The sequence below is a fragment of the Amycolatopsis sp. NPDC043885 genome, from assembly GCF_056435685.1.
In genome coordinates, this window is sequence record NZ_JBWKEA010000021.1 from 68225 (window position 1) to 90321 (window position 22097).

Below are 22097 nucleotides of genomic sequence, written 5' to 3' on the forward strand. Positions count from 1 at the left end.
TTACGCAGGTAGACGTGGCCCTCAGTCGTTTTAGGACGCACTCAGCCCCGGAGCATGTCACATATATGTCACTCGCTCCGGGGCTGGTCTCCCTCATGCCGCCATGCCTGCCAGTGCTGCCTGACGCCGGATGTCCAGCACGTCGGCTACCTCGTCGAGCCTGTCAGGGAACAAGTGCCCGTAGATGTTCAGCGTCATGGCTGCGTCGGCGTGGCCCAGCATCTGCTGAATGACCTTCACGTCGGCGCCAGCGGCGATCGCGAGTGATGCGGCAGTGTGACGCAGCTTGTGCGGCGTGAGCCCTTCAGCGGCCAGCCCGGCGGCCTTCACAGCCGCGTTGAACTCCCGGACACGCCAGTTGTTCGCCCGGAGGGATAGCCCGCGCGCAGTGGTGAACACGAGATCGTTCTTGTCTCGCCCGTCGACGAGCGGCCGGAGGACAGGCACCAGCGATGCCGGAAACGAGACGGTCCGTCGTTTGCCCGTCTTGGGCAATCCCTCGTGTTGCGCTCCCCCGACCTCATAGAACGTCACTGCGACGCGGACACGACGCTGGGCAAGGTCAACGCGGCCAACTCGCAGCGCGGCAGCCTCGCCCCACCGCAGTCCCGTGTACGCCAGGAGCAGGATCAACGCCTTGTTGATCGCGGCGCCAGCGGTCGGCCTGTCGTACTTGGTGCGCAGTCCCGCACTGGCATTCGCGAGTGCTTCGACTTGCTCGTAGGCCAGGTAGATGTGTTCCGCGTCCGGCCGTACCGGGAGCTTCACGCCACGAGCCGGGTTGATCGGAATACGCCGAGGCACGCACCATTCGAGCACCATCGAGAGCACGCGGAACGCGTGGCGAGCCTGCGACGGCCCGAGCGCGCTACCGCCATCCTCTTTGGACTTCAACAACTTGGCGACCCAAACCGCGATGTCCTCGCGCTCAATGGCGTTCAGCGGCAGTTCGCCCCACCGAGGGTTTACGTGGTTGTCCAGCAGACCGCGGTACTTCCACCACGTGGACTTGCGCAAGTCGTGCCGACTGTCCAGCCACTTTTCCGCCATGTCGGCAAAAGTCACTTTGGAAGACTTCGGGTCCACATAGGACCCGCTCCGGAGTGCCGTCTCCAGCTCCGCGCAACGCGCTTCGGCCCTGTCCTTATTGGACGCTACTTCCGACCGGAGCTTTCCAGCGACATCGTAGTAGCGGACCAGGTACCGCGCCGGAGGACGTCGCTTCTTTGCCTTGGCCCTGCGCACGGCGTCCATGTAGTCGCTGGACTGCGTCCGATCATAAATCCACGCGCGGGCCATCTCAGATGCCCTTCTGTTCGTCGAGCCAGCCGGAGACGTCATCCGGGAAGTAGCGCACGTACTTGCCCACCCGGATACCTGCCGGACCCTTGCCCAACTTGCGCCAGGTACGGAGGGTCTCCGTGGGCACCTTCAGGATGCCCGCGACTTCATCGATTGTGAGAAGTGGGTCCATCGTAGTTCTCCTTGTCGTACTTGTGTTTGCGGTCGTCTCGGATGCGCTCGGCGATGCCCGCGGCGAGTTCGCGTTCTGCGTCGTCGGTGTATCCAGCGCCGTCGAAGGTCCAGTCGTTGACGACGAGGACGGTGTCCGCGCGGTCGTCGAGGCCGAGGCGTTCGAGGGTTTCGGCGAGCCGGAACGCGCGCCGGTCCTCGCGAATGGTCTTGAACGTTGTGGAGTACGCCAGCGACTTGGTGAGGAAGTGCCCGCGGAACGCGAGCATGTGCGCCCAGCGCCGGAGCTTCAGGTCCTCATAGGACGGGAGGTCACCGAGGTCCCACGCGGTTTGGATGATGCGGCGGTGGTGCGCCGAGACCTTGAGGTAGTCGATGTCCTGCTGTGACCGGATAGGACGATCGGCGGCCTCGGTCTTTCCGGTGCCCTTGGTGGCGTACTTGGCGATGTAGCCCGCGAGGCGGCCTTCGCTGATCCGGCCGTTCTCGTCCTCGATCTCAGCGGAGTCGGCGCGTTCGATGCGCCGGACGTCGACCTGCGTGCCCCAGGCCAGGACCAGGACTTCGCCCTCCGGGCGGTGGGTGGTGACCTTCACGTGACGCGCGGCGGCCGCTACGGCGTCGTCGAGCAGGTCCGGGGTGGCCCAGGCCGGGGCGTCGTCGATAGCACCGCCGGGGCCGTCGAGGCGCACCACGGCGTGGAAGTGGACGAGACCGCGCCGCTGGTACTCGGCGACCTTGCCGTAGGACAAGCGCGCGTGGTCGCGGAACTCACGGGCGGTCAGTCCGGCGCGCTTGGCGATCTCGCGGCGGACGCGGGTGGTGAAGCGCTGCCACAGCACGCCCGCGTGTGCCTGCCAGAGCACCGAGGCGACGTAGTCGTACGTGTCGGGGTCGAGCGGAGTACCGATGCGGGTGTCGGCCTCATGGTGGACCTCCCCACAGCCGCAGGGGATGCGCTTCCCGCGTGCGGTGGTGCGGGCGTGGTGGACGGCCCCGAAGCTCGGTGCGGTGAGGGTGACGAACGAGCGCGGCCGGTCGGTGACCGTGGTCGGGACGCCCTTGTGTCCGCCGACGAGCCCGGCGCGCATGAGGTGGAAGGCGTCGGCGGCGTAGCGGTCGGAGCAGGAGGGGCAGACAGCGGAACGCCGGTTGCCGCACGGGGCGAAGATGTCGCCGCCGTGGTGGTGGAGGACCTGTCCGGTGTTGGCGTCCTGGAGCTGGTGCGCTCCGGCGAGCCGGATCGGGCGGGCGCAGCCGTTGACTGCGTGGACCTTGGCGCGCCATTCCTGGTAGTCGGCGGCCCGCACGCGGGCGGTGAGGCGGTGTTCCAACGTCAGCATGTCGGAGCCCTTCGGTTGGGTCGAGACGAGAAACGGGGCACGGCCGTGGTGCTGGTGGCCGTGCCCCGTCAGGGGTGGTGAGTGGTGCGTCAGGCGTGGAGCTTGTGCCCGTTGTGCGTGGTGAGTTGCGCGAGGACCTGTGCGGCCATCTGCTCGGGGATGCGAGCGACGCGGCGAATATCCTCCGTGGTGACCTCGCGTCCCTCGCTGCGAGCGGCAATCACAGCAGCGTCGACGCGACTGGAGATCTCCGCCGGGAGCCGAAGCCGCGGGGACGGTGCCGGAGGTTCGACCGGGGCCGGTGTGGGTTCCGGTTTGGCCGGCACTTCCGCCGGGACTGCCTGGGTCGCGGGTGCCCGTCGCATCAGCAGTTTGACCACGACGAGGAACCCGAGCGCGGGCAGCGCGGCGACGAGCCATCCGGCCGGGGTGGGTTCGGCGAGCGCGACTTGCGCCGTCATCTGCACGCCGAAGCCGACGAAGAGCACCACCATGGGGAAGGTCAGGAACTTGGTGTTGCCGTGTCGGTGGTCCCGTTGAACCTCGAAACCGGCGACCACGACGATGCCTTCGATGACTACGGCGTCGGCCCAGGCGAGCCAGCCGGTTTGGCCGTGGTGGGCGGCCCAGTCGTGCGTGTGCATGAACCCGGCAGCGCCGCCGATGGCGCCCAGGGCCACGGTGACGATGATGCGGATGATGCCCACCAGGTCGGGACCAGCCGGTCGTGTGGTGTCCTCGGTGGACATCACAGTCCTCCTTTCCTTGCTATTCAGGGATTAATTCGGGTCGACGGCTGACCGCTTGGCTGCGATAGCGGACAGCCGCCGCAGTTCTACGGCCTCGTTCTCGTGCATGGCGGCCATTTCGTCGCCCAGCTCAGCCAGTCGCCGGAATGCAGCCACCGTGTACGGTCCATCGCAAATCCTGTAGAACTCGGCTTGTAGCAGTCGTAGCCGGAGCATGTTCACGTCTCGTCTCCCAGGGGTTGCAGGTTGGACCAGCGCTGGAGCATGGCCTTGCCGCGCGGCGTGAGCTGGAGCGGCAGGACCGGGCTTCGCTTGATCCCGTAGACGCACGTCATCGTGTGTCCGGGGCGGCAGCGAGCGATGTAGCCGTTGGCCATGAGGTGGTGGACGATGTCCTCGTCCAACGCCGGGCGGGCGCGTTCGCCGTCCTCGATCACGACGACCTTGTCGGAGTCGTCGAGCAGGCCGTAGTGTCCATCGCGGACTTCCGCGAGAACGTCCTTTGCCACCAATGGGTTCCCGGCGCCACCGGGCGTCTTCTTGCGGTCTCGGATCGGTGGGCACTGGCGGGCGGGCCGTGGCGGTGGAGCCGGGTCGACCGTGCCGAACAGCCCGAGCTGATCGCGGTTCACGCGTCTGGTCATCGGATGCGCTCCCTCGGCTTGCCGAACTCCTGGTTGCGGAACTCGATCACCCCGAGCGCCATCCCGAGGCCCATGCACCCGAACACGCCGAGGGTGACCCAGAACAGCGGCGAGGCACCCTGCGCCCAGAAGATCAGCACTAGCAGGCCCACGGCGGGGGCGCCGTACTTGGCGACCAGCCACACGCGCCACACATAGAAACCGATGCGCCACATGGTCATTCCTCCTTCATTAGTCGGTGATCGGGGCAGAAGATCAGCACTTCGGACGTGGTCATCCAGCCGGGATAATTGGCCACGTAGGCGACGAGTTCGAACCAGTCAGGGAACGAGTAAACCTCGTCGTAGTCCGGCGGGCATCCGCAGATCACACAGTGGCAGCGGTACACGTGCGAATACTCGATGATTTCGTAGGTGTCCGAGTCCTGCGACTTCAGCCACTCCATGATGGGGCGGCACTCCGTGCGCGACTTGTAAAGCTGCTCGTTGGTGATATCCCAGGTGCGGTTCCGCCGATTCCAGGCCTTCACCTCGAAGTACGGTCCGAGGGCGATCACTGCGTAGTTCGTCGGGACGAGCATCATTCCTCCTTGTCCGGTCGGTGATTCGGGCAGAACACGTGTAGGCCAGATGTCGCGACCCAGCCGGGATGGTCACGGAGGGCCTCGCACAGGTCGAGCCAGGTCTCGTAGACCGCAGGGTCGTCGCCGGGGAGTTCCGCGCACTCCAGGCAGCGCGGCAGATAGACCACGTCGAGTTCCGTTATCAGCGTCGAGAGCGCGCCCTCTCGAAGCGCCTCGGCATGCTGCCGTTCCCAGATGAGCAACTCGCGCTCAGCATCCGCCCGGTTCCTATGCAGCTTCCCCGATGTGTGGCTGAAGGTGTAGTCGCGAATCCAGGTGGTCAGCACGAAATGCGGTACGTGCAGGACGTTCGAGTAGCCGTCGCCCCTCATCACGCGACCACCGCCAGGCGGGATTCGCCAGTCCAGCCGGAGCGGACGAAGGCGACGAGGTCGTCGATGTCGCCGTCGTCGGTGTAGGCCGCGCGGACCCGGATCGGGGTGCGGGTCTTCTGCCGGATCACGTAGCCGATACCGGCGGTCTCCGGGATGTTGGGGATTTCGTCGGCCAGGGCACCGCGGAGGCGGGAGCCGTCGCCGAGGACCATGTCCACATGCGACTGTGCGGTGACGCGCATGCAGATCCGGACCGGGAACAGCTCGCGAATCGGCACGGTGTCCTTGGTCGGCTCCTGTACCGCGGCGATCATCGAGTGCCCGGTAGCGCGGCCCTGCGACCCGGCGATCGCGAGGTGCTTCCGCAGTGCACGGCCGATGGTGCCGTCGCCGTAGGCCAGGAGCGCGCCGATTTCGTCGAGGATCAGGATGTTCAACGGGGTTTCCCGCAACATCGTGATCTTCCGCTTTCCAGTCGAGGCGAACATGCGCTGAACCGCGCGCAGGTCCTCGATGTACTCGTCGACCAACTCGGCACACTTGCCCTCGTCGTCGGCGTACCGGTAGGCGACGCCCGCGAGCTTGGCGAACTCCAGTTGCTTCGGGTCGCAGATCCACAAGCGCACGAGCCCGTCACGGATCAGCGGAGCCAAGCCGCGGAGAATCGCGAGGATGACCGAGTTCTTACCGGCCCCGGTTGCACCGGCGATGAAGATGTGCTGACTGCCCACGCCCTGCCGCCACTCCGAGCCGTACTCGGTCTCGCCGATGTAGATGTCGCCAGGGTCGACCGCGTCGGCCTCTTCGGGCATCTCCGGCGCCGGAATGGTCTCGGTGAACGGCTCCGAGCGCTCCACGATCAGCGCGACGTACCCCGGCTTCGGCCGCTCGATCGCGATGCGCTCCACCTTCAGCGTGTCCGCCAGGATTTCGAGCTTGTCGTCGAACGAGCGACGTCCCTGCCCGGGTGCCAGCGCCAGTGTGATCGTGTCGACCGAAGGCGAGTACGAGCGCACCCGGATCACCCGCGGGAACCGCTCCTGCCCGGTCTTGCGGTCCGTGGTGTACAGGTCGCAGGCCCGGAGCGCCTTGTTGAACTTCGGTCCGAAGTAGACCGACCAACGTCGGCGCCAGGCCCGCATCCGGGGAGCGGCGTAGTGGTCGAAGGTGTCCGGGTGCGCCCGGTACCAGGTGCACAGTCCGACCGCTGTGCCGCCGACGATGCCGCCCGTGGTGGCCCAGCCGAGTTCGATACCGGAAGCGGCGAGCGCGCCAGGCACGAGGACAGAGCCGGGGTGGCGGGCAGTCCACTTCAGGGCGCGGAACTCGCCACCCACGCGACGCGAGGACTTCGGGGCTTCGTAGGTCTTCTTGGTCCACATGGGAGTGTTTCTCCTTGGGGTAGAACGAAACCGGCCCCGCGTCCTCGGTCAGGAGGTGCGGGGCCGGTCTCGTGCGGGAAAGTGTGGTCAGGTCATGGCCGGTCGGGCGTCGAGCAGCTCCGTGGTGAGCGTGCCCATCGCGCGGGCGGCCTTGTCGTGCGCGGCGCGGAAACCGTTCTGGTTCAGCGGCATTCCCCGCATCGCGTCCTTGAGCTGGAGCAGGGCAGAGGACAGGTCGTCGACCACGCGGTCTACCTGATGGCTCATGTCAGAACCTCCACTCACGCGAGATCAGTTCGGCTTCGTGTTTCTTGCCCAGTGTCCGCAGGTGATCCAGTGCGTCGAAGGCGTTCGTCCGGTACTGCTTCAGTTCGTCCTGGGTGGCGATGCTCCAGGAGTCGGCACCGGCCGCGCCGTCGTCGACCTTGGCGATGAGCTTGTCGACGTCAGTCAGGATGTCGCCCAGGAGATCCAGCGTCGCGGTGAACGTGGCGTAGCGTTGCTGGGCGCGCCGGTTGAGCACTCCGATTTGCATGTCAGGCCCTTTCCCGTGTCTCCGCCGTCAGTTCGGCGGCCGATTTCAGGTCAGCGGCAAGGAATCTCACTGCGTTCCCTACCGCCTGCCGGATCTCCCGGTCCGGATGCGCGGCTTCGAACTTGCGGTACGCCTCGGTAGCCGCGGTGATGATCTCCAGGATTTCCGGCATGATGTTCAGCCTCCGTTCCGGATCACGTGCCGGGCGTGCTCCAGGCCCGCGCAGAATCCCGCCTGCCAGCCGAGATCCGTGGTCGGTTCCTCCAGTGCTTCCCTGCGTTCCTGCTCCAGGCGAGCCGCGAGCATGCGGATCACCGAGCCGACGCGCACCGGGCGGCCCATCACCGACCCGCCTTCGCGACCAGGCCCAGCGAGAGCACCAGGGCCGGAATGCCGATCATCGGAGCCGCCGCGATCAGACAGCCCGAGAGGACCAGCCAGAACACGTACGGCAGTACGTTCGCGATCATGTCGTTTCTCTCCTCAGGGGTAGTTCCATTGCGCGCCACACACTTCGCATGTCGCGATCCCGTGCACCACGTAGAACTTCGCGGTGCAAACGTGCTTGGTCTCAGTAGCCCCGCTTCGGGCCGGACGGGTCATACGAGGACAGCCCACCCCTACCCGCCACAACTCCCACCATCGTCCTTCTCCTTTCCCGCATTGGATCTACTCGTCGTCGTCTTCCGCGGCGAACTCGATTCCGCAGCGTCCACAGAGGATCGGTGCTTCCACGAGCGTCGTCTTGGCAACCCGGATCTTGCGTTCACATCCGCAGGTTGCGACGGCCAGATTGTTACTGCGCGCCTTCGCCGGTTTCGTCTCTTCCGCGTGGCGATGAGCGACCAGCGCAGCCTTGATCAGGTCGACTTCGCCCCGGTACTGGTTCGACGTTTTCGTCGGCACCGTGGTGCGACTCCACCCGATGGCCGGGTCTTCCTCCAGGATCAGCCCCAGTTCCTCGCCCAGCGCCTTGAAACGCTTGTTGTGGTACCGGCCTTGGCGCGACGTGTCTTTGATGTCTCGTGCGTGAGCCAGGCCGTGAGCGGCCTCGTGAAGCAGCGTCCCGAGGACTTCCTCAGCCGTGCGGCGAAGCCCTTCTCCTGAAACGAAAAGCTCCGGAACCGGCGCTGTATCACCCACCTGCCAGCGGCCCGCCGCGAAGTGCCCGAGTTTCGCCTGTCCCGGCTTGCTTCCCAGCGTTCCGGACCCGATGGTCAGCACCACGAAGGGAACCTCCGGGTGACGCTCGCGGATCGCGGCCCATGTCGCGTCGAACGCCGTCACCAGCCGAGCAGTGATGCACTCTGCCGTGTCCACCATTCTCGCCCGCCTCCCTTTTGACACTTAAGTGTCAAAGTCCCGAAGTCTGGTAAAGCCCAAAGATCCCCGGAGAAATGAGCCCGGGAACCAATGCGCGCCACCACAAACGGCGCGGATTTAGGCATGGATCGGCCCACTGTGTATTTGTCAATGAACGGAAAGCGCGCTGGACCCGGCTCGAACGGGCAGCCTGCCTACAGGGCAGCGCTCCAGAGTGTTGTGCCGCGGACACTGGGGGAGGTTCCGCGAACCGGTCACCCGCCGGTCATGTGGCCGGAATCAGGCGACGTCGCGAACAGCGCCCATCCCGGCAGGCTTCAATCCCGTAGCTTTGAACCACAGACCGGAGGCCGTGATCCGCCCCTCATCGTTGGTCGTCTGCCAGGTGTTCAACACCGGCGCGATCAGCTCCACGTAGGTGCCCTCGTCGAACCCATCCCCCGGATCCGTCGACAGAGTCACCTTGATCTCTTCACCCTTGGCGATCCGACCGTTGCGCCCCGGCGCCTTCGCCTTCGCGAACAGCATCACGACGAACTCAGCGACGCCGTCGACCAACGAGGGCTCCAACTCCTTGGTCTTCTTGTTCTCACGCATCTTCATGGTCGGCGCCTCGGTGACCATGAACTTGTAGCCGTCGCTGATGAACGGGATGTCCTGCATGTCGAGCCTCCAGAGAGTCGAGCACCTGGTATCGTGTTACATACCTAGTATGCGACGACATACCTGGTATGTCAAACCATACCCACCTTGTCACTCGAATGGACCAAGGATGACCAACTATGACCAGTAGCGAGCGAAGCCAAGGCAAGGCCGTACCGCAGTACATGCAGATAGCCGACGATCTCCGTCAGCAGATCCGCGCGGGCCTACTTCAGGTGGATGCGCCCGTTCCCAGCGCGGCCGCCCTCTGCGAGCAGCACCACGTCAGCATGATCACCAGCAAGAAGGCTCTTCAGGTCCTCCAGAGCGAAGGCCTCGTCTACACCGTTCCGGGCAAAGGCACCTACGTCGCCAAGCTGGACCGGATGATCCGGACCATGCCCTATAGGCACTTCGAGCAAGAAGAGCGCACATACGTACGCGAAGCCGGTCGAGCAGGACGCACGCCAAGCGCCAAGCACGACACTCACGAAGTGCCGGCCACCGAGTGGGTCGCCCAACGGCTGGATATCTCCCCAGGAGAACGCGTCACCGAGACGACCTACCGCGTGTTCGCCGATCGCCATCCGATGAGCATGTCGACGTCATGGGAGCCGCGGAGCATCACTGGCGGAACCGTCATCGAGCATCCGCACCAGGGTCCCCATGGCACACACGGCCTGAACATGCGGTTTGCTGCGATCGGGTGGAACATCGCGCACATCCAGGAGCGGCTGATTGTTCGGCCCCCGACCGCGTTCGAGACGTCCGAACTGGCCATCCCCGCTGATGTTCACGTCGTCGAGGTTCGGCAGACTGTCCTTGCAACGCATGGCGATTCGGACGACTTGATCCCCGTTGAGGCGGCCGACATCATCTTTCCCAGTGACCGCTACGAGTTCGTCTACATGATGGACCGACCACAGTAAGGGCAGCAGAAGATGGGTAAGCACCACCCCGAGGAAGACGATGCGCCCCGCGCGGTCGGGTCCCACGGCACCGTCGACCATGAGCGACCGTACGGCGAGGCGACACAGTTCACCCTTGTCGACTTCGGCGAAGTGCTCCCTGTACGGCTGCATGGCTGCCCCGAATGTGGTGATCCAGATATCACGTGTGCCGCCACCAGGTGCTACCGGTGCGGTTCCTCGTTCACTGCCGCATACAAGCTTTCGCCCCGTAGCGAGTGATCTGCTACCTTCCAACTTGAACGCCTCGTAGCTGTGAAGTGGGCCAACCAACCTCCGCTACGGGGCGTTCCTCTTTGGACTCCCCTGTCTCTTGTAGACGCTGCTTGCCAGGGACCGCAGGCTCAGTGTGTTCAGAGTTTCTTTTCTTGTTCAAGGCGGCCCCTGCGGGGCCGCACGGCCTCATGCCCTTTGCCGCGGCCGAGCCCCGCGCGGGGCGTGCGGCTGGCGCCGGTCCCCGCGCGGTCGGCCGCGGCGAGGCAGGCCGTGGGTCCTCGGACCGTTCACAGAAGAAGATGTCCTCGCCGGACGGGCAGGTCTCCGAGATGGCCGGGAGAGAGCGCACGTCGCGTCCGTGTGTGGCCATTCGGCATCCCGACGACCTCCCAGAGGGCATCACACCGCGTCAAGGGGGCAGACCGCAGGCACGCGCCGGACAGGCTCGAAGCGCCCCCTTGACACGGCGCGATCGGGCTTGCGCCAGGTCGACGAGATGCCGAAGAGGCCCCCCACTTGTAGGGAGAGATCTACAAGATCAGGAGCATCCGGCCATGCCACATTCATGCCACATGACACCCACATGCGACGACCAACGATGCCCCAGGACGCCCCTGTTTTTCCTGCTCAGAGGGCATGCGCAACGCCCGCGAGCAGGTCAGCGCGGCCCCGAATAAGGTCAAGGGGTCGCAGGTTCGAATCCTGTCAGCCCGACCGGAAGACGAAGCCGCTTGGCTTGGGTGAAGACCCAAGCCAAGCGGTTTTCTCGTTCCACCGAACAAAACTCTTCGGTGAATACCGAAGCAGCTGCTTGGGGACCACGCGGGGACCAAGTCACGTTCTGGGGCGTCTCTGGCGCGCTTGACCCGGGCAAAACAGCGCCAGGTCGCCGGGGCTGGCTGTGGACCAGGCGGCGGGCTGGTGGCTGGGGAACGGTGTGTACGGCCCCATAGGCGGGCGGTGCGTGCGGCAGCGTGAAGAACGTGTTTTACGGGCACGCCCGAATACGGCGGCGCCGGCGGCTTCCGGCATTCGTGCCGTCGGCCGGTACGCGCTTCCATCCGGTCCTAAAAAGCCAAAAAGAAACGCTCTGCCTTCGAGAAGGCGGAGCGTCTCCTGAATTTCTGGAAATTCTTCTATCGGACGAGCTGGAGCCGTCCTGACCGTGGTACCCGCAGATGTTCGCTCAGTTTCGCCCCCGCCTCCGTGATGGCGCGGTGGTCGGGGCGCAGGTACCTCTGGGTTGTCGTGATCGAGCCGTGGCCGGCGATTCTTCTGCAGGTGGTGCACGGGAACGCCGGCGTCGGCCATCCAGGTCAGCCCGGTGTGCCGCAGGTCGTGGCGGCGGAGGTGCTCGTAGGTCGCGTCGCGCAGCACCGCGGTGGTGATGCGGCCGCCGCGGGGCCCGCGGAAGAGCCGGTCGTCGGGATTCCCGTCGGTCAGGGCGATCCGGTGCTCGACCAGTTCCCGGATGTCCTCGATCAGGGGTACTTTCCGGGCGCGTTTGCCCTTGGTGCCCTTGCCCAGCAGCCCGCCGGGCCCGGGGGCGGTCTGCCGCCGGAGGTTCCACGTCCAGGTCGTAGTGTCGATGTCTTTCATCCGGCAGCCCGAGACTTCGCCGATCCGGGCGGCGGTGCACGCCGCGAACAGCACCACGTCGCCCCAACCGCGGTACTCACCGTGCGAGCGTGCGCCGAGCGCGTCCGGCGAACCTGGTCAGGGTGTGCCAGTCCGGCAGCGCCAGGGCCCGCGGGTCTTCCAGTTCGTCCTCGGCCTGCTTGTACTGTTTCTGCCAGCCGGTCACCCGCGCCGGGTTGTGGTCGACGATGCCGTCCCGGTAGGCCTGCTCCGTTGATGGCCTGGTATGACAACACCGGCGAGTCGCCGGCATTGTTGCTGCGCAAGGGAAGCGCGGGTTCCAACACGGTGGCCGATCACATCGAGGTCCTGGATGAGGCCATCGCCCAGATCCCGGCCCGCTATCGCCGTGACCTGCTGATCACCGTGGACGGTGCGGTATTCCATCGGCTGGGACCTGGGTGCCCGGGAACGCGCCGCCATCGGCCGTGATTTTCGGCAGCCCGCTATAAGCGTTCCAGCCGCCAATACCTTCGCCTGTCCACATGACTCCGGACGGTGTCGGTCTCCGGCACCGCGAACACGTGCACCACGCGGCGGGACTCGCCCACCGTGCCGGGACGTGGGCACCCGAAGAACAGCCGTACCGTCAACGCGCCTCCCGCAACGCGTGGCGCCCGGCGGAGACGGGCGTGGCCGGGGAGCTACCCGCCTCCGCCGGAACCTGGTGCGGCCATCCCGTTCCGGTGCCAGCCGTGGCCGTCATCGTCGCCGACTGGCCACCGATCACCGACGAGCGGATCCAGGCACTGGCGATCAGCCTCAACCGCATTGAGACACGCCTTGCGAAACAACAGCCGCATAGCTGCGTGGTGGTCCGGCATAGCGCAAGCAGTAGTCGTCGCAGTCACGAGACCCACGCCTCGGATAGGTTGCATTTGTCAGTCCCCGTCACCATGAGGGACAAGGCTTACTCTGCTCCAGGAGGCCGAAGCAGCGCATCGACCGTACGGCGGAGCGGAGTGCCAGTTCGCGGCCGGAGCTGTGGCGGGCGAGGCTTGTCCGCCTGTCTTGCTGCCGGTTCCAGGGCCAGGAAGTGGCTACTTGTCCTCACCTGATTTTCGACCTGACAATGAGCTACATCGGCCTTTTCTTTCCTTGATATGTGAGGAGAGTTGTTTTGTCGAATTCAATTTTTCGGCGCTCGCTGGTCGCGGCGAGTGTGACACTCTTTATTTCCGGACTCCTCGCGGGGGGCGCGTCCGCCGCCGAGGCGGTCACTGGGACGGCTGAGGCGCTGCCGCGATTGGAGTGCGAGGGCCGGGTCGAGCGCCCGTCGCAAGACGGCGACATCGTGCGTGCCCGCGCCGTAACCCGCTGCCGCGACGAGGTAAGGGTGATCGAGGTACGAACGTGGCTGCAGAAATATGATGACGGCGAGTGGGAGAACGTCGAGGAGGATCAGGGAAGGAGGGAGGACGCCAGGTGGGTGCGCGCCGATGCCGAAGCTCAGTGCGAGCGGGGCCGCTATCGGACAGTATCCGAGCACTTCGCACGCGATGGCAGGGATAACTACCGCGACCGCAAGGAGAGCGAGAGCGTCCGTATTCGCTGCAGGTGACCTGCGCTCGCGGATTCATGAAGCTCGCTGTCCGCAATGGACGCTTCTGGTAGCGCCGAGAAGCCGCGACACCGCAGCGGTGTCGCGGCTTCCGCTGACGTCAAGGCCCGCCGGGGCACGTCGCAACGGGAACCCCCTGGTCGCGAGAGTGGCCAGGGGGTTCATGTTATCGCCGCCGCGTGGTTCTTGTCCGACGGCCAGGCAGTACTCGATCACCTCGTCGACCGTCATCGCTCACCCCAGCAGCCCTCGCGTTTCGTCCTCTGAATGCGGTACTTGCAGGCGCAAGGATCGCATCCAGAGGACGAAATGCGGCTATTTGATGCCGGCCGCGTCCATGCCCCGGAGCTCCTTCTTGAGGTCCGCGACCTCGTCCCGCAGCCGGGCGGCCAGCTCGAACTGCAGGTCGCGCGCGGCCTGCATCATCTGGTCCGTCATCTGCTGGATGAGATCCGCCAGCTCGGCGCGCGGCATCCCGGCGACGTCCTTGTCCGCGAGCATCCCGGAGCTGCGCACGCGATCGCCCTGCTCAGGCTTCTTGCCGCGCGACGAGTTCCGGCCCGAACCGCCGACCGCGACGGACTCCGTGTCCTCCGCCTCGCTGTAGACCCGATCCAGGATGTCGGCGATCTTCTTCCGCAGCGGCTGCGGGTCGACACCCCGCTCCTCGTTGTAGGCCACCTGCTTGGCGCGGCGGCGATCGGTCTCGTCGATGGCGTGCCGCATCGAGTCGGTGATCTTGTCCGCGTACATGTGCACCTCGCCCGACACGTTCCGGGCCGCGCGACCGATCGTCTGGATCAGCGACGTGCCACTGCGGAGGAAGCCCTCCTTGTCCGCGTCGAGGATCGCGACCAGCGACACCTCAGGCAGGTCGAGCCCCTCACGGTGCGGCTTGGTTCAGCGGCCCCATTTCGTCAGGGCGTGGGCGTCAGTGTCACCGGCGAGACGGACCGGGCACACACCCTTTTCGCCAAGGCGCAAAGGGTGTTGTTGTCCTGCCGCATCAGCACCTCGCGATCATGCGCGCGTGGCGAAGGCACGCAGGGAACCGCGAGCGCTTCCCGCGAGTCCCAGTTGAGAACTGGACGTACAACGACTACAAGGGGATGAATGAAGACCCTGCTCAAGAAGGCGACGATCACTGCCGCGGCGAGCGTGCTGATGCTCGGCCTCACCACGGTGGGCACCGCCTCCGCTGAGGCCGCGGCCATCACCTGCGACACGAAGTCCAGCGGCAAGGACGGCCCCTTCTACCACGGGGAATCGGCCTCCTACGCCTACGACAACCGGTTCAGCAAGAGTCACCCTGTGCCCGCGCTGGCGACCAACATCCCCCAGGGCACGGCGACCTGGTCGAACTGGGACGGGTCGAACGACCTGATCCTGGTCACCTCGTACGAGTCGGGCCACCGCAGCGCGATCATCATCGGGATCGATGCCAAGACCGGCAAGCAGGTCGGCCAGGCGCTGCTCGCTTACTCGCACGTCGGCGGGATCGCCGTATTCGAGAAGCAGGGTTGGGCATTCGTGTCGGGCAAGGGCGACACGATTCGCAAGTACTCGCTGGCGAAGCTGAAGAACGCGATCAAGAAGTCGCTGCCCATTGAGCAGGAAGGCAAGGCGCAGACCGTCTACGCCGCCTCATTCCTTACCAGCCACGGCCCGAGCAACACCCTGTGGGCGGGCAAGTTCGAAGACTCCAAGCGCGGACTGATGCACTCGTACACCGTCGGCGCCGACGGCAAGCTGGGCTACCGGCCGGGGTCGTGGGAGGTGCCGACGAAGACGCAGGGCCTCATCGTCACCAAGGACCTGTTCATCTACAGCAGTTCGCACGGCAGGAACAACCGCAGCAACCTCTACGTGGTCCGGCGCGGCGCCGGCGACAAAGACCTGGACACGGCCAAGAAGCACTGCTTCCGCGCGCCGAGCATGTCCGAGGGGCTGACGGTCTACGGCAGCAACGTCTACCTGGCGTTCGAGTCCGGCGCGCACTACTACAGCAAGGCCGCGGACAAGCCGAGGAACATCATCTCGAACCTGCACAAGGCGCAGCTGTCGTCTTTGGAGGCACTCGCGCCCCGGTGAAGCGCCGGCAAGCGGGCGAGGACGGTCAGGTCACCGTCCTCGCCCGCTGCCGAAGCGCAGGAGCGTCAGCGGTGTCCGTGGATGGTGCGGTGGATCCAGCCCTTGTAGGCGGGCACGCTGGTGTAGAGGCCGGGTCCGTTGGCGCAGGGCACGTCGTTGTCACCAGGTCCCGAGGTGACGCCGATCAGCTCCCACCGGCCCCACTTCCCGCGCTGGATCTGCGGGCCACCGGAGTCCCCCATGCACGCCATCGCACCGGGCTTGCGGCTGATCGTGCAGAGCCGGGTCGAGTCCGCGTAGCCGGGCGAGCATTCCGACACCGCTCCCCGGCGAGTGTCGAGCTGCTGGAGTCGTTCGGGGAATACCACTTTGGTGATGTCGGCGGTGTCGACCGTGGTGCCGAAGCCCATCAAGCGGGTCGGTGTGCCGGGGCGGCCGGGGCGGCCGGCGATGCGGATGGGCCGTTCGGAGACGGGCCGGTCCAGGCGCACGAGCGCGATGTCGTTCTTGTTCGGCTGGCCCGGCTGGTAGCCGGGGTGGCGCACCATGCGGTCGATCGTGCGGACGGTGCCGCCGGAGGTCCGTCGCTCGCTGCCGATGCGCACCGTCCCCTCCGGCTGAGCCGGGTTGTTCCCCGGGTCGACACAGTGCGCCGCGGTCACCACCCATCGCGGGTGGATCAGCACGGCCCCGCAGACACCTTTGGCGTTGTTCAGCTCGGGCACGACCTCCGGGATCGACGCCATGAACTCGTAGCGCTCGGTGGAGTCCTTCCCGTTCACCACGGCATCGGCACTGCCGGGTAGGGCGATCGCGCAGAAAGCTCCCACCAGCGCGACACTGGCGGCACGAATCAGGTGGCTGCGCACGGAACCCGCTCTCGTCATACGTTTCCTTCGTTCGGATGCTCGGATCGATCGCGTCCAGCATCGCGGTCCACCTCGTCCTGGGCCATCGGGTCAGCCCGCTGACTTGTCGTGGTGACTGCTGGACACCGCGTGGTAGGGCTCGCCCTACTCACCGTTGGTTTCGGCCGGGACGGGATCGGTTATCCGAGAGCGTGATCCGTGAGGAAGGAGGTCCGTCATGCCAGGACGGGAAGACCTGCCCAGCACGCTCTTGCGTTCGCCGCGCGAGGCCCAGGACACCTGGGTGGCCGCGCATGATTCGGCGCTCGAAACCTACGGGCCCGGCCGCCGCGCCAGCCAGACCGCGTTCGCCGCCGTGAAGCACTCCTTCGAAAAAGTCGGTGACCATTGGGAGCCGAAGGAGCGCCGCGGGCCGTCCGATGAGCAGGCCGCGGGCGGTGCCGGGCAGCGTACGAAGAGCACCCACGGAGGCGTCGACGCGCGAGCCGGAAAGGAACACCTGTATCAGCGGGCCCGCGAGCTCGGGATTCGCGGGCGTTCCCGCATGTCGAAGAGCGAACTGGTCAAGGCGCTCGAGAAAGCCAGCCGCCGCGAGACCGCTCGCGCCCGGCAGAGCCGGTAACGACCGGCACCGAGGTCGTCACGGGGAGAGGCCGGCTCGTCGTAGGAGCCGGCCTCCTTCCCTTGTGAAGACTCACTCCCGGCCGAGCACGATCGTGGGCTCAAGCTCTAGGGCCGTTTCCTCCAGGGCATCGTTCTCGCCGCGTGGTTCCGGCACGGCCACCCGTTCGGCCGATGACTCGGGATCTTCGTATGCGTGTGTCATGGTTCTCAACTCCGTTGGTGTCGCATCCGGCTGGTGGAGGCCGGCACGAGGCGATTACCCGGTGATCCGGAGATCAATCATCCGGCGGGTCACCACCGCACGCTGAATTCGGCCGCTGCCCCACTGCCGGTTTTCACCAACCGAGCGATCCGGCTCCGCCGTTCCGGCGAAGGATCCTCATGCGGAAGCAAGCTCGCGTCGGTGATGTAGTTCCACGAAGCCCACCACGAACCATCGGGCGCCTGGAACGCGTTGAACGCACCAGGACCCCGCTTGTTGCCCGGCAGGTTCTTCTTGCGGTACTTGTCCGGCAGACCGGGCCGGAATCGCGGCTCACCGTCCGGGTCCGGCTGATAGGAGAAATACGCCCGTTGCTCGGCCATCGGGGTGCACCGGTTGTCGGTCAGCGCGGTTCCGCAGTAGGCGACACCGGTCGCATAGCGGTTCGCGTACCAGTTGTTCCCCGAGTAGAAGAGGTACCAGTCACCGTCGATGCGGACGGCGTTGGGATTCTCGATCGTGAGGACGTCGTCGGACGGACTGTTGTGGTGCGTCCACTCGAGATTCGCGTTGTCAATGAGCTTCTTCGCGTCGGCTTCGGCTATCCGCCGCACGTGGCGAGGCCGGTCGAAGTCCAGTTTCGCCGCTCCCAGAGCGGTGACGCGGTCCTGCGTCCACGCGCCGTTGCGCAAGGTCAGCCAGACCTCGCCTTGTCCCCTGCTCACGTCGGCGTCGATCGCCCACCCGCGATCCGGGCAGAACAGCGGATCGGCGTTGGCGACGAAGCCTCCCGTGGCCCGCAACGAGGTGGCGTAGCCGACGCAGTGTTTCGCCTGGCCGGCGGGCTCGGGGCCGGGAAGCGCCGCGCTGTAGAACACGTAGTAGACGACACGGCCGTCCTCCTGGTGCGCGAACAACGCCGGTGTCCACAGTGGAGAGTCGGGTCTCGCCCAGTATCCCGCGGGGAACGTGACGCCGTCCCAGGCGTCGCCATCGACGGCGCCTCGGCGCTGGAACGATCCGCCACCGAACTCGACTTCGGTGTACGGCAACTTCTTGCCGGGAATGCTCGCGCCGACCGCGACATAGGTGTTCGTCTCCGGCACCCGCATCAGATCCGCCGCCGGGAACCGGAAGTCCAGCGACTCGTCGCGCGGCCCGGTTTCGGCTGTCGCGGACGGCACGGCCGTCAGCAGGCCGACGCCGCATACGAGGGCGATCAGGGCGCGTCGCGTCATCGGGTCACCGTCACCCGAACGCGCACCGGACGGTGGTCACTTCCGTAGCCGCCGAGGGCGTCCACCGCGGACCCGGTCGAGTCCTTCTTCGCCCACACGTGGTCGATGGACCTGGTGCCATGGCTCGGAGCGCTGTAGGAATCGGCCACTCGCCGCAGCCCCACCATCAGGTCCGAACCCGGTTCGGCATTGAAGTCACCCATGACGACGGGCTCGGCCGCACGCGAGGAGAACCAGTCCGCGGTAGTGCGGACCTGCAGATTGTGCAGTTCACGATTGAGGGCGAACCGCTGCGCGGACGGGGTCAGGTGCACGACGCCCACGACCCACTCGAAGCCCGCGCCTCCCACCCGTACCCAGTTGACGTACTTCGGTGGCACCCAGCAGCCACAGTCGCCGGGCTCCGCGGGGCCGGTACCGGGTGTGGACGGGTCCACTTTGGACGCGGGTGAGATCTCGTGCGCGCCGTGGCCGGTGACGGTCATATTGCCGCGCACGAGGATGGCGTTGTGCTTGATCGCGCGGCGGTCCGACTCGTAGATGGCGACGTATCCCGTCGCGGCCGCGGCCTCCTTCACCACCGCCTCGCGGTCGGCGACCTCCTGCAGCCCGATGACGGCGGGGCGTTCGGTCTCGATCAGACGGACGAGGTCGGCCTTGAGCCCGCCCGCGTCGCCCACGTTGTAGGTGACGACCTTGATCGTGCGTTCGGTCGCCACCTCGGCGGCCTCCGCACCGGGCACCGCGACGAGCGTGGCGAACGGCACCAGCAGTGCCAGCGCGAGGGTCTTGCGCCTCGAATGCTTCATGGGATTCCCTCCAGTGTCGATGACGGAGGGAATCGGACCATCGGCGGCGCGCCACGGGCAACGCTCCGCGCGATCCCGTCATCTTCCGGAAAGAATTGGCTGCGGCCTACTCCTGCGAAGGGTTCTCCCAGACGAAGGTGACCTTGTTGCCCGACGGATCCGCGATCTCCGTCAGCTTGACGAAGCCGAAGTCCTGGATCGGGCCGCACCCCACGCCGCCCCCCGCGAGGTCGCCGACGGTCTCGTCGATGTCCTCGACGACGAGGACCACGGTGCTCCTGCCCGCGGCTTCCGGGTCGTGGGCGACCTGGAGCCCGGCGTTCCCGGTGATCTGCCATTCCGCGACGCCTTCCATGGGTTCGGTGTCGGGCCGCCGCCCGATCCACTGCTCGTACCAGGCGACGGCGGCGGCATGGTCGGAAACCGGCAGGACCGCGTAGACATCCTTGAACCTCGGCAAGGGGGCGTCCTTCCACTCGGGATCGCCGACCACTGTAGGCCGGTTTGTCCGAGTTCGCCCCGGCTTTACAAGGTCACCTTTACCCTGCACCGCGTGACCGGCAGACGGACTGTGAGGATGACAGCGCGGCTTTTCGCCGTGCTGGCCGCGCTCACCGCTGTCGCCCTCTTGCAGGGTTCCTTGTGCAGTGACGGAGCGGCGGCGGCCGGCTCGCCCTGTGCTCCCCTGTTCGCCGCCGAAGCCACCCACACCACGACCCCGGCCGACGAATGCGAGCCGGCCGCGTCCCTGCTGAGCCCGGCGGACCAGCCCCTTCCGGACAACCACCTCGACGACGTCGCGGGCGTCGGTGTGGCGCTGCTTGCCGTGCTCGTCCTGCTCGTCCGGCATCACCGCCCCGGCGGGACGGGCATACCGCCGTCCTCCCCGGCAAGGCGTTCGACGACCACACCACCACTCGTCCAGCTCTGCGTTTCCCGTACCTGATCCGGCACGCCCACGCCGCTTTCAGTTGCCGGAACCGAGCCAAGGACACAACAGAATGACCAAGAACACCAAGGTTTCCCTGACGGTCGTGGCCGTCGTCGTCGCGGTCGTGGCCGCGTTGCTCGTCGTGACCAATCTGGGTGAGGACCCCCCGAGCGGGCAGGCGATCGACGCTCCCCCGGTGGTACCCGCGTCGATCCTCGTCCGGCCGGACAGCCATCGGCTCTCCGACCCGCCGGGCAGCAAGGTGACCGTCGTGGAGTTCCTCGACCTCGAATGCGAGGCGTGCGGCGCCGCGTTTCCCGGCGTCGAACGCCTCCGAGCCGAGTACGGCGACCGTGTCACCTTCGTGATGCGCTACTTCCCCATCCCGAACCATCAGAACGCCGAACTCGCCGCGCAGGCCGTGGAGGCGGCGGGTGGACAGGGCAAGCTCGAACCGATGTACCGCCTGATGTTCGAGAAGCAGCCGGAGTGGGGTGACCAGCAGGTCTCCCACCGCGAGACCTTCCTCGGGTTCGCCCGCGAACTGGGTCTCGACCTGCAGGCCTTCGAAACCGCGCTCGACGACCCGGTCACCCTCGGCCGGGTGCTCGCCGACCGCACCGACGGCGCGAACATCGGCGTCGAGGGCACGCCGACGTTCTTCGTCAACGGCGTCAAGTTCTCGGGTTCACCGTCCTATCAGGGCCTCAAGGCCGTCATCGACCGGGAACTGGCGAAATGACGCCGTTCGCCGTCCGGGTGACACCGTGGGTGCTGCTGGTCGGCGGCGCGATCGGGCTGCTGGCGTCGTTCGTGCTCACCGTCGAGAAGATCGCGCTGCTCAAGGACTTCTCCTACATCCCGACCTGCAGTGTCAACCCGGTGCTCAGCTGCGGGTCGATCATGAAGACGCCGCAGGCCGAGCTGTTCGGGTTCCCCAATCCGTTGCTGGGGATCGCCGGGTTCGGCGTGGTCGTGACGACCGGGGTCGCGTTGCTCGGCGGAGCAAAGCTCCCTCGCTGGTACTGGCTGGGCCTGCAAGCCGGCGCGGCCCTCGGTGTCGTCTTCGTGCACTGGCTGATGCTGCAGAGCCTGTACGTCATCGGCGCGCTGTGCCCGTACTGCATGGTCGTCTGGGCGGTCACCATCGCCGTCTTCTGGTACACGACCCTACACAACCTCCACAAAGGACCGGAGGTGAAGGCGGCGATCCGGTACCACAGTGTGGTCCTCGTGGTCTGGTACGCCGCCATCACCGTCGCGGTCCTGCAGGCCTTCTGGAGTTACTGGACGACGCTCGTCTGAAGGCGGCTCCGGTCGAGACCACGCAATCCCCAGGCACAGAGCGCGCCGATCACCGTCAGGGCCAGCCACGGGAATTCCGGGTAGCCTGCCCGGCGCGCGAGGTCGAAGACAGTGCCGGTGAAGAGGTTGCCGAGGAGGATGCCCACGCCGACGACCATGTTGTAGAAGCCGTAGTGGGTGGCGACCAGCCGGTCGCCACGCACTACGGTGTCCATTTCGAACGGGAAGCCCAGCTCGCCGCCAACGACGCGACCTTGGCGCTGGACCCGCCGGGCACGGACCGGAGACCGTGCGTTCGGCGCGCCTCCCGGAACGGGTGCGAGCCGTCGCGGGCGGAGCGCTGGCGTTGTTCGCCGCGCCCGTGCTCACGGTCGGCCTGATGTTCACGGCGGGCCTCGTTTCCTGCTGGTGAAAGAAACGCGTTCGTCACCGATGCGGGCGAACGGGTTCAGCGTGGACACCATCAGGTGATCTGCGATTTCCTGCCTGGGAAGCCCCTTTCCCGAACGGGCGTATGAACGTCGCTGAGCGTCGTTCGCCGGTCAGCGGATCGGGGACGGCAAATCGTGCAATCCCCACTCACACGAGTGAGGAGCC

At 66.3% G+C, this 22097-nt stretch carries 34 protein-coding genes, 1 tRNA gene and 1 pseudogene; 10 read left to right on the top strand and 26 right to left on the bottom strand.

The window, feature by feature from the left end; genetic code table 11:
* Positions 1-93: 93 nt before the first annotated feature.
* The 16 genes from AC069I_RS38020 to AC069I_RS38095 all read right to left on the bottom strand — a co-directional run bounded on the left by AC069I_RS38020 (position 94) and on the right by AC069I_RS38095 (position 9069).
* Positions 94-1065: a tyrosine-type recombinase/integrase gene (locus tag AC069I_RS38020; protein ID WP_478267508.1), complete on the bottom strand. Its 972-nt coding sequence runs from the start codon at positions 1063-1065 to the stop codon at positions 94-96.
* 235 nt (positions 1066-1300) lie between these two features.
* Entirely contained in the window at positions 1301-1474 is a 174-nt protein-coding gene (locus tag AC069I_RS38025) for a helix-turn-helix transcriptional regulator (protein WP_478267509.1), read from the bottom strand.
* Complete coding sequence (locus AC069I_RS38030; protein WP_478267510.1) at positions 1449-2816, bottom strand: replication initiator; 1368 nt, start codon at positions 2814-2816, stop codon at positions 1449-1451. Before AC069I_RS38030 ends, AC069I_RS38025 begins: the two co-directional genes overlap by 26 nt.
* Before the next feature lie 89 nt (positions 2817-2905).
* Positions 2906-3565, bottom strand: a complete 660-nt coding sequence (locus tag AC069I_RS38035) for a DUF2637 domain-containing protein (RefSeq protein WP_478267511.1) — start codon at positions 3563-3565, stop codon at positions 2906-2908.
* Between the two features lie 218 nt (positions 3566-3783).
* Complete coding sequence (locus tag AC069I_RS38040; RefSeq protein ID WP_478267512.1) at positions 3784-4209, bottom strand: hypothetical protein; 426 nt, start codon at positions 4207-4209, stop codon at positions 3784-3786.
* A complete protein-coding gene (locus tag AC069I_RS38045) occupies positions 4206-4430 on the bottom strand; it encodes a hypothetical protein (protein ID WP_478236152.1) in 225 nt (74 codons plus the stop codon). The genes AC069I_RS38040 and AC069I_RS38045 overlap by 4 nt, the downstream gene beginning before the upstream one ends.
* Entirely contained in the window at positions 4427-4792 is a 366-nt protein-coding gene (locus AC069I_RS38050; protein ID WP_478267513.1) for a hypothetical protein, read from the bottom strand. The genes AC069I_RS38045 and AC069I_RS38050 overlap by 4 nt, the downstream gene beginning before the upstream one ends.
* Positions 4789-5166: a hypothetical protein gene (locus AC069I_RS38055; RefSeq protein ID WP_478267514.1), complete on the bottom strand. Its 378-nt coding sequence runs from the start codon at positions 5164-5166 to the stop codon at positions 4789-4791. The genes AC069I_RS38050 and AC069I_RS38055 overlap by 4 nt, the downstream gene beginning before the upstream one ends.
* Positions 5163-6548 (bottom strand): FtsK/SpoIIIE domain-containing protein, encoded by a 1386-nt coding sequence (locus AC069I_RS38060; protein ID WP_478267515.1) that lies wholly within the window; start codon positions 6546-6548, stop codon positions 5163-5165. Before AC069I_RS38060 ends, AC069I_RS38055 begins: the two co-directional genes overlap by 4 nt.
* A gap of 87 nt (positions 6549-6635) precedes the next feature.
* Positions 6636-6815 carry a hypothetical protein gene (locus AC069I_RS38065; RefSeq protein ID WP_465464533.1) on the bottom strand — a complete coding sequence of 60 codons (180 nt, stop codon included), beginning with the start codon at positions 6813-6815 and terminating at the stop codon, positions 6636-6638.
* 1 nt (position 6816) lies between these two features.
* On the bottom strand, positions 6817-7083 hold the full coding sequence (locus tag AC069I_RS38070; RefSeq protein ID WP_478267516.1) for a hypothetical protein: 267 nt from the start codon (positions 7081-7083) through the stop codon (positions 6817-6819).
* Position 7084: 1 nt separating this feature from the next.
* Positions 7085-7255: a hypothetical protein gene (locus AC069I_RS38075; protein WP_478267517.1), complete on the bottom strand. Its 171-nt coding sequence runs from the start codon at positions 7253-7255 to the stop codon at positions 7085-7087.
* Between the two features lie 5 nt (positions 7256-7260).
* Complete coding sequence (locus AC069I_RS38080) at positions 7261-7425, bottom strand: hypothetical protein (RefSeq protein WP_158632669.1); 165 nt, start codon at positions 7423-7425, stop codon at positions 7261-7263.
* Positions 7425-7553 carry a hypothetical protein gene (locus AC069I_RS38085; RefSeq protein ID WP_478267518.1) on the bottom strand — a complete coding sequence of 43 codons (129 nt, stop codon included), beginning with the start codon at positions 7551-7553 and terminating at the stop codon, positions 7425-7427. The genes AC069I_RS38080 and AC069I_RS38085 overlap by 1 nt, the downstream gene beginning before the upstream one ends.
* A 199-nt stretch (positions 7554-7752) precedes the next feature.
* Positions 7753-8406, bottom strand: coding sequence for a hypothetical protein (locus AC069I_RS38090; protein WP_478267519.1), 654 nt, complete (start codon positions 8404-8406; stop codon positions 7753-7755).
* Between the two features lie 279 nt (positions 8407-8685).
* Positions 8686-9069, bottom strand: a complete 384-nt coding sequence (locus AC069I_RS38095; RefSeq protein WP_478267520.1) for a hypothetical protein — start codon at positions 9067-9069, stop codon at positions 8686-8688.
* A 119-nt stretch (positions 9070-9188) separates the two neighbouring features.
* On the opposite strand from AC069I_RS38095, the gene AC069I_RS38100 reads away from it, so the two are divergent.
* Both AC069I_RS38100 and AC069I_RS38105 read left to right on the top strand, forming a co-directional pair.
* Complete coding sequence (locus AC069I_RS38100; protein ID WP_478267521.1) at positions 9189-9977, top strand: GntR family transcriptional regulator; 789 nt, start codon at positions 9189-9191, stop codon at positions 9975-9977.
* An 887-nt stretch (positions 9978-10864) separates the two neighbouring features.
* A tRNA-Phe gene (locus AC069I_RS38105) sits at positions 10865-10945 on the top strand.
* 121 nt (positions 10946-11066) lie between these two features.
* Here the strand turns inward: AC069I_RS38105 and AC069I_RS38110 are convergent.
* Positions 11067-11888, bottom strand: coding sequence for a tyrosine-type recombinase/integrase (locus AC069I_RS38110; protein ID WP_478267522.1), 822 nt, complete (start codon positions 11886-11888; stop codon positions 11067-11069).
* A 19-nt stretch (positions 11889-11907) separates the two neighbouring features.
* Positions 11908-12036 carry a hypothetical protein gene (locus AC069I_RS38115; protein ID WP_478267523.1) on the bottom strand — a complete coding sequence of 43 codons (129 nt, stop codon included), beginning with the start codon at positions 12034-12036 and terminating at the stop codon, positions 11908-11910.
* Positions 12037-12086: 50 nt separating this feature from the next.
* Between AC069I_RS38115 and AC069I_RS38120 the strand changes: the two genes are divergently transcribed.
* Positions 12087-12302, top strand: coding sequence for a hypothetical protein (locus AC069I_RS38120; protein WP_478230278.1), 216 nt, complete (start codon positions 12087-12089; stop codon positions 12300-12302).
* 157 nt (positions 12303-12459) lie between these two features.
* On the opposite strand, the gene AC069I_RS38125 is transcribed toward AC069I_RS38120, so the two are convergent.
* Entirely contained in the window at positions 12460-12642 is a 183-nt protein-coding gene (locus tag AC069I_RS38125) for a hypothetical protein (RefSeq protein WP_478267524.1), read from the bottom strand.
* 333 nt (positions 12643-12975) lie between these two features.
* On the opposite strand from AC069I_RS38125, the gene AC069I_RS38130 reads away from it, so the two are divergent.
* Positions 12976-13431: a hypothetical protein gene (locus AC069I_RS38130; RefSeq protein ID WP_478267525.1), complete on the top strand. Its 456-nt coding sequence runs from the start codon at positions 12976-12978 to the stop codon at positions 13429-13431.
* A 315-nt stretch (positions 13432-13746) separates the two neighbouring features.
* Here AC069I_RS38130 and AC069I_RS38135 read toward each other — a convergent pair.
* A pseudogene (locus tag AC069I_RS38135) lies at positions 13747-14319 on the bottom strand (UvrB/UvrC motif-containing protein); the annotation flags it as partial.
* 225 nt (positions 14320-14544) lie between these two features.
* Between AC069I_RS38135 and AC069I_RS38140 the strand changes: the two are divergent.
* The gene (locus AC069I_RS38140) at positions 14545-15522 is read left to right on the top strand and encodes a hypothetical protein (protein WP_478267526.1); all 978 of its coding nucleotides are present in this window, start codon (positions 14545-14547) and stop codon (positions 15520-15522) included.
* Positions 15523-15587: 65 nt separating this feature from the next.
* Here AC069I_RS38140 and AC069I_RS38145 read toward each other — a convergent pair whose 3' ends face one another.
* Positions 15588-16409, bottom strand: a complete 822-nt coding sequence (locus AC069I_RS38145) for a S1 family peptidase (RefSeq protein ID WP_478230303.1) — start codon at positions 16407-16409, stop codon at positions 15588-15590.
* A gap of 199 nt (positions 16410-16608) precedes the next feature.
* Here AC069I_RS38145 and AC069I_RS38150 point away from each other — a divergent pair, with 199 nt between their 5' ends.
* On the top strand, positions 16609-17013 hold the full coding sequence (locus tag AC069I_RS38150) for a ChaB family protein (RefSeq protein ID WP_478230304.1): 405 nt from the start codon (positions 16609-16611) through the stop codon (positions 17011-17013).
* 72 nt (positions 17014-17085) lie between these two features.
* Here the strand turns inward: AC069I_RS38150 and AC069I_RS38155 are convergent, their stop codons facing one another.
* The 4 genes from AC069I_RS38155 to AC069I_RS38170 form a co-directional block, all read right to left on the bottom strand.
* Positions 17086-17217 (bottom strand): hypothetical protein, encoded by a 132-nt coding sequence (locus tag AC069I_RS38155; RefSeq protein ID WP_478267527.1) that lies wholly within the window; start codon positions 17215-17217, stop codon positions 17086-17088.
* Between the two features lie 89 nt (positions 17218-17306).
* Positions 17307-18455 carry a family 43 glycosylhydrolase gene (locus tag AC069I_RS38160; RefSeq protein ID WP_478230305.1) on the bottom strand — a complete coding sequence of 383 codons (1149 nt, stop codon included), beginning with the start codon at positions 18453-18455 and terminating at the stop codon, positions 17307-17309.
* Positions 18452-19264, bottom strand: a complete 813-nt coding sequence (locus tag AC069I_RS38165; RefSeq protein WP_478267528.1) for an endonuclease/exonuclease/phosphatase family protein — start codon at positions 19262-19264, stop codon at positions 18452-18454. The genes AC069I_RS38160 and AC069I_RS38165 overlap by 4 nt, the downstream gene beginning before the upstream one ends.
* Before the next feature lie 106 nt (positions 19265-19370).
* The gene (locus AC069I_RS38170) at positions 19371-19724 is read right to left on the bottom strand and encodes a VOC family protein (RefSeq protein WP_478267529.1); all 354 of its coding nucleotides are present in this window, start codon (positions 19722-19724) and stop codon (positions 19371-19373) included.
* 117 nt (positions 19725-19841) lie between these two features.
* Here AC069I_RS38170 and AC069I_RS38175 point away from each other — a divergent pair, with 117 nt between their 5' ends.
* From AC069I_RS38175 to AC069I_RS38185, 3 genes are read left to right on the top strand one after another with little or no spacing between them, the layout of a single operon-like run.
* Positions 19842-20210, top strand: a complete 369-nt coding sequence (locus AC069I_RS38175; RefSeq protein WP_478230308.1) for a hypothetical protein — start codon at positions 19842-19844, stop codon at positions 20208-20210.
* A 55-nt stretch (positions 20211-20265) separates the two neighbouring features.
* Positions 20266-20937, top strand: coding sequence for a DsbA family protein (locus tag AC069I_RS38180; protein WP_478230309.1), 672 nt, complete (start codon positions 20266-20268; stop codon positions 20935-20937).
* On the top strand, positions 20934-21500 hold the full coding sequence (locus tag AC069I_RS38185) for a vitamin K epoxide reductase family protein (RefSeq protein ID WP_478230310.1): 567 nt from the start codon (positions 20934-20936) through the stop codon (positions 21498-21500). Before AC069I_RS38180 ends, AC069I_RS38185 begins: the two co-directional genes overlap by 4 nt.
* Here the strand turns inward: AC069I_RS38185 and AC069I_RS38190 are convergent.
* On the bottom strand, positions 21479-21715 hold the full coding sequence (locus AC069I_RS38190; RefSeq protein WP_478230311.1) for a hypothetical protein: 237 nt from the start codon (positions 21713-21715) through the stop codon (positions 21479-21481). The two genes, AC069I_RS38185 and AC069I_RS38190, sit on opposite strands and share 22 nt — an antisense overlap.
* A gap of 74 nt (positions 21716-21789) precedes the next feature.
* Between AC069I_RS38190 and AC069I_RS38195 the strand changes: the two genes are divergently transcribed.
* Entirely contained in the window at positions 21790-21912 is a 123-nt protein-coding gene (locus tag AC069I_RS38195) for a hypothetical protein (RefSeq protein ID WP_478230312.1), read from the top strand.
* Positions 21913-22097 lie beyond the last annotated feature (185 nt).

Coding starts and splice junctions, on each gene's coding strand:
- AC069I_RS38080 (WP_158632669.1), bottom strand. CDS start 7,425: ATGGGCCGCCCGGTGCGCGTCGGCTCGGTGATCCGCATGCTCGCGGCT.
- AC069I_RS38065 (WP_465464533.1), bottom strand. CDS start 6,815: ATGAGCCATCAGGTAGACCGCGTGGTCGACGACCTGTCCTCTGCCCTG.
- AC069I_RS38125 (WP_478267524.1), bottom strand. CDS start 12,642: ATGCGGTTGAGGCTGATCGCCAGTGCCTGGATCCGCTCGTCGGTGATC.
- AC069I_RS38180 (WP_478230309.1), top strand. CDS start 20,266: ATGACCAAGAACACCAAGGTTTCCCTGACGGTCGTGGCCGTCGTCGTC.
- AC069I_RS38140 (WP_478267526.1), top strand. CDS start 14,545: ATGAAGACCCTGCTCAAGAAGGCGACGATCACTGCCGCGGCGAGCGTG.
- AC069I_RS38155 (WP_478267527.1), bottom strand. CDS start 17,217: ATGACACACGCATACGAAGATCCCGAGTCATCGGCCGAACGGGTGGCC.
- AC069I_RS38190 (WP_478230311.1), bottom strand. CDS start 21,715: ATGGACACCGTAGTGCGTGGCGACCGGCTGGTCGCCACCCACTACGGC.
- AC069I_RS38160 (WP_478230305.1), bottom strand. CDS start 18,455: ATGACGCGACGCGCCCTGATCGCCCTCGTATGCGGCGTCGGCCTGCTG.
- AC069I_RS38030 (WP_478267510.1), bottom strand. CDS start 2,816: ATGCTGACGTTGGAACACCGCCTCACCGCCCGCGTGCGGGCCGCCGAC.
- AC069I_RS38090 (WP_478267519.1), bottom strand. CDS start 8,406: ATGGTGGACACGGCAGAGTGCATCACTGCTCGGCTGGTGACGGCGTTC.
- AC069I_RS38120 (WP_478230278.1), top strand. CDS start 12,087: ATGGCCTGGTATGACAACACCGGCGAGTCGCCGGCATTGTTGCTGCGC.
- AC069I_RS38095 (WP_478267520.1), bottom strand. CDS start 9,069: ATGCAGGACATCCCGTTCATCAGCGACGGCTACAAGTTCATGGTCACC.
- AC069I_RS38185 (WP_478230310.1), top strand. CDS start 20,934: ATGACGCCGTTCGCCGTCCGGGTGACACCGTGGGTGCTGCTGGTCGGC.
- AC069I_RS38175 (WP_478230308.1), top strand. CDS start 19,842: ATGACAGCGCGGCTTTTCGCCGTGCTGGCCGCGCTCACCGCTGTCGCC.
- AC069I_RS38085 (WP_478267518.1), bottom strand. CDS start 7,553: ATGATCGCGAACGTACTGCCGTACGTGTTCTGGCTGGTCCTCTCGGGC.
- AC069I_RS38150 (WP_478230304.1), top strand. CDS start 16,609: ATGCCAGGACGGGAAGACCTGCCCAGCACGCTCTTGCGTTCGCCGCGC.
- AC069I_RS38060 (WP_478267515.1), bottom strand. CDS start 6,548: ATGTGGACCAAGAAGACCTACGAAGCCCCGAAGTCCTCGCGTCGCGTG.
- AC069I_RS38145 (WP_478230303.1), bottom strand. CDS start 16,409: ATGACGAGAGCGGGTTCCGTGCGCAGCCACCTGATTCGTGCCGCCAGT.
- AC069I_RS38165 (WP_478267528.1), bottom strand. CDS start 19,264: ATGAAGCATTCGAGGCGCAAGACCCTCGCGCTGGCACTGCTGGTGCCG.
- AC069I_RS38045 (WP_478236152.1), bottom strand. CDS start 4,430: ATGACCATGTGGCGCATCGGTTTCTATGTGTGGCGCGTGTGGCTGGTC.
- AC069I_RS38050 (WP_478267513.1), bottom strand. CDS start 4,792: ATGATGCTCGTCCCGACGAACTACGCAGTGATCGCCCTCGGACCGTAC.
- AC069I_RS38040 (WP_478267512.1), bottom strand. CDS start 4,209: ATGACCAGACGCGTGAACCGCGATCAGCTCGGGCTGTTCGGCACGGTC.
- AC069I_RS38025 (WP_478267509.1), bottom strand. CDS start 1,474: ATGGACCCACTTCTCACAATCGATGAAGTCGCGGGCATCCTGAAGGTG.
- AC069I_RS38100 (WP_478267521.1), top strand. CDS start 9,189: ATGACCAGTAGCGAGCGAAGCCAAGGCAAGGCCGTACCGCAGTACATG.
- AC069I_RS38070 (WP_478267516.1), bottom strand. CDS start 7,083: ATGCAAATCGGAGTGCTCAACCGGCGCGCCCAGCAACGCTACGCCACG.
- AC069I_RS38035 (WP_478267511.1), bottom strand. CDS start 3,565: ATGTCCACCGAGGACACCACACGACCGGCTGGTCCCGACCTGGTGGGC.
- AC069I_RS38075 (WP_478267517.1), bottom strand. CDS start 7,255: ATGCCGGAAATCCTGGAGATCATCACCGCGGCTACCGAGGCGTACCGC.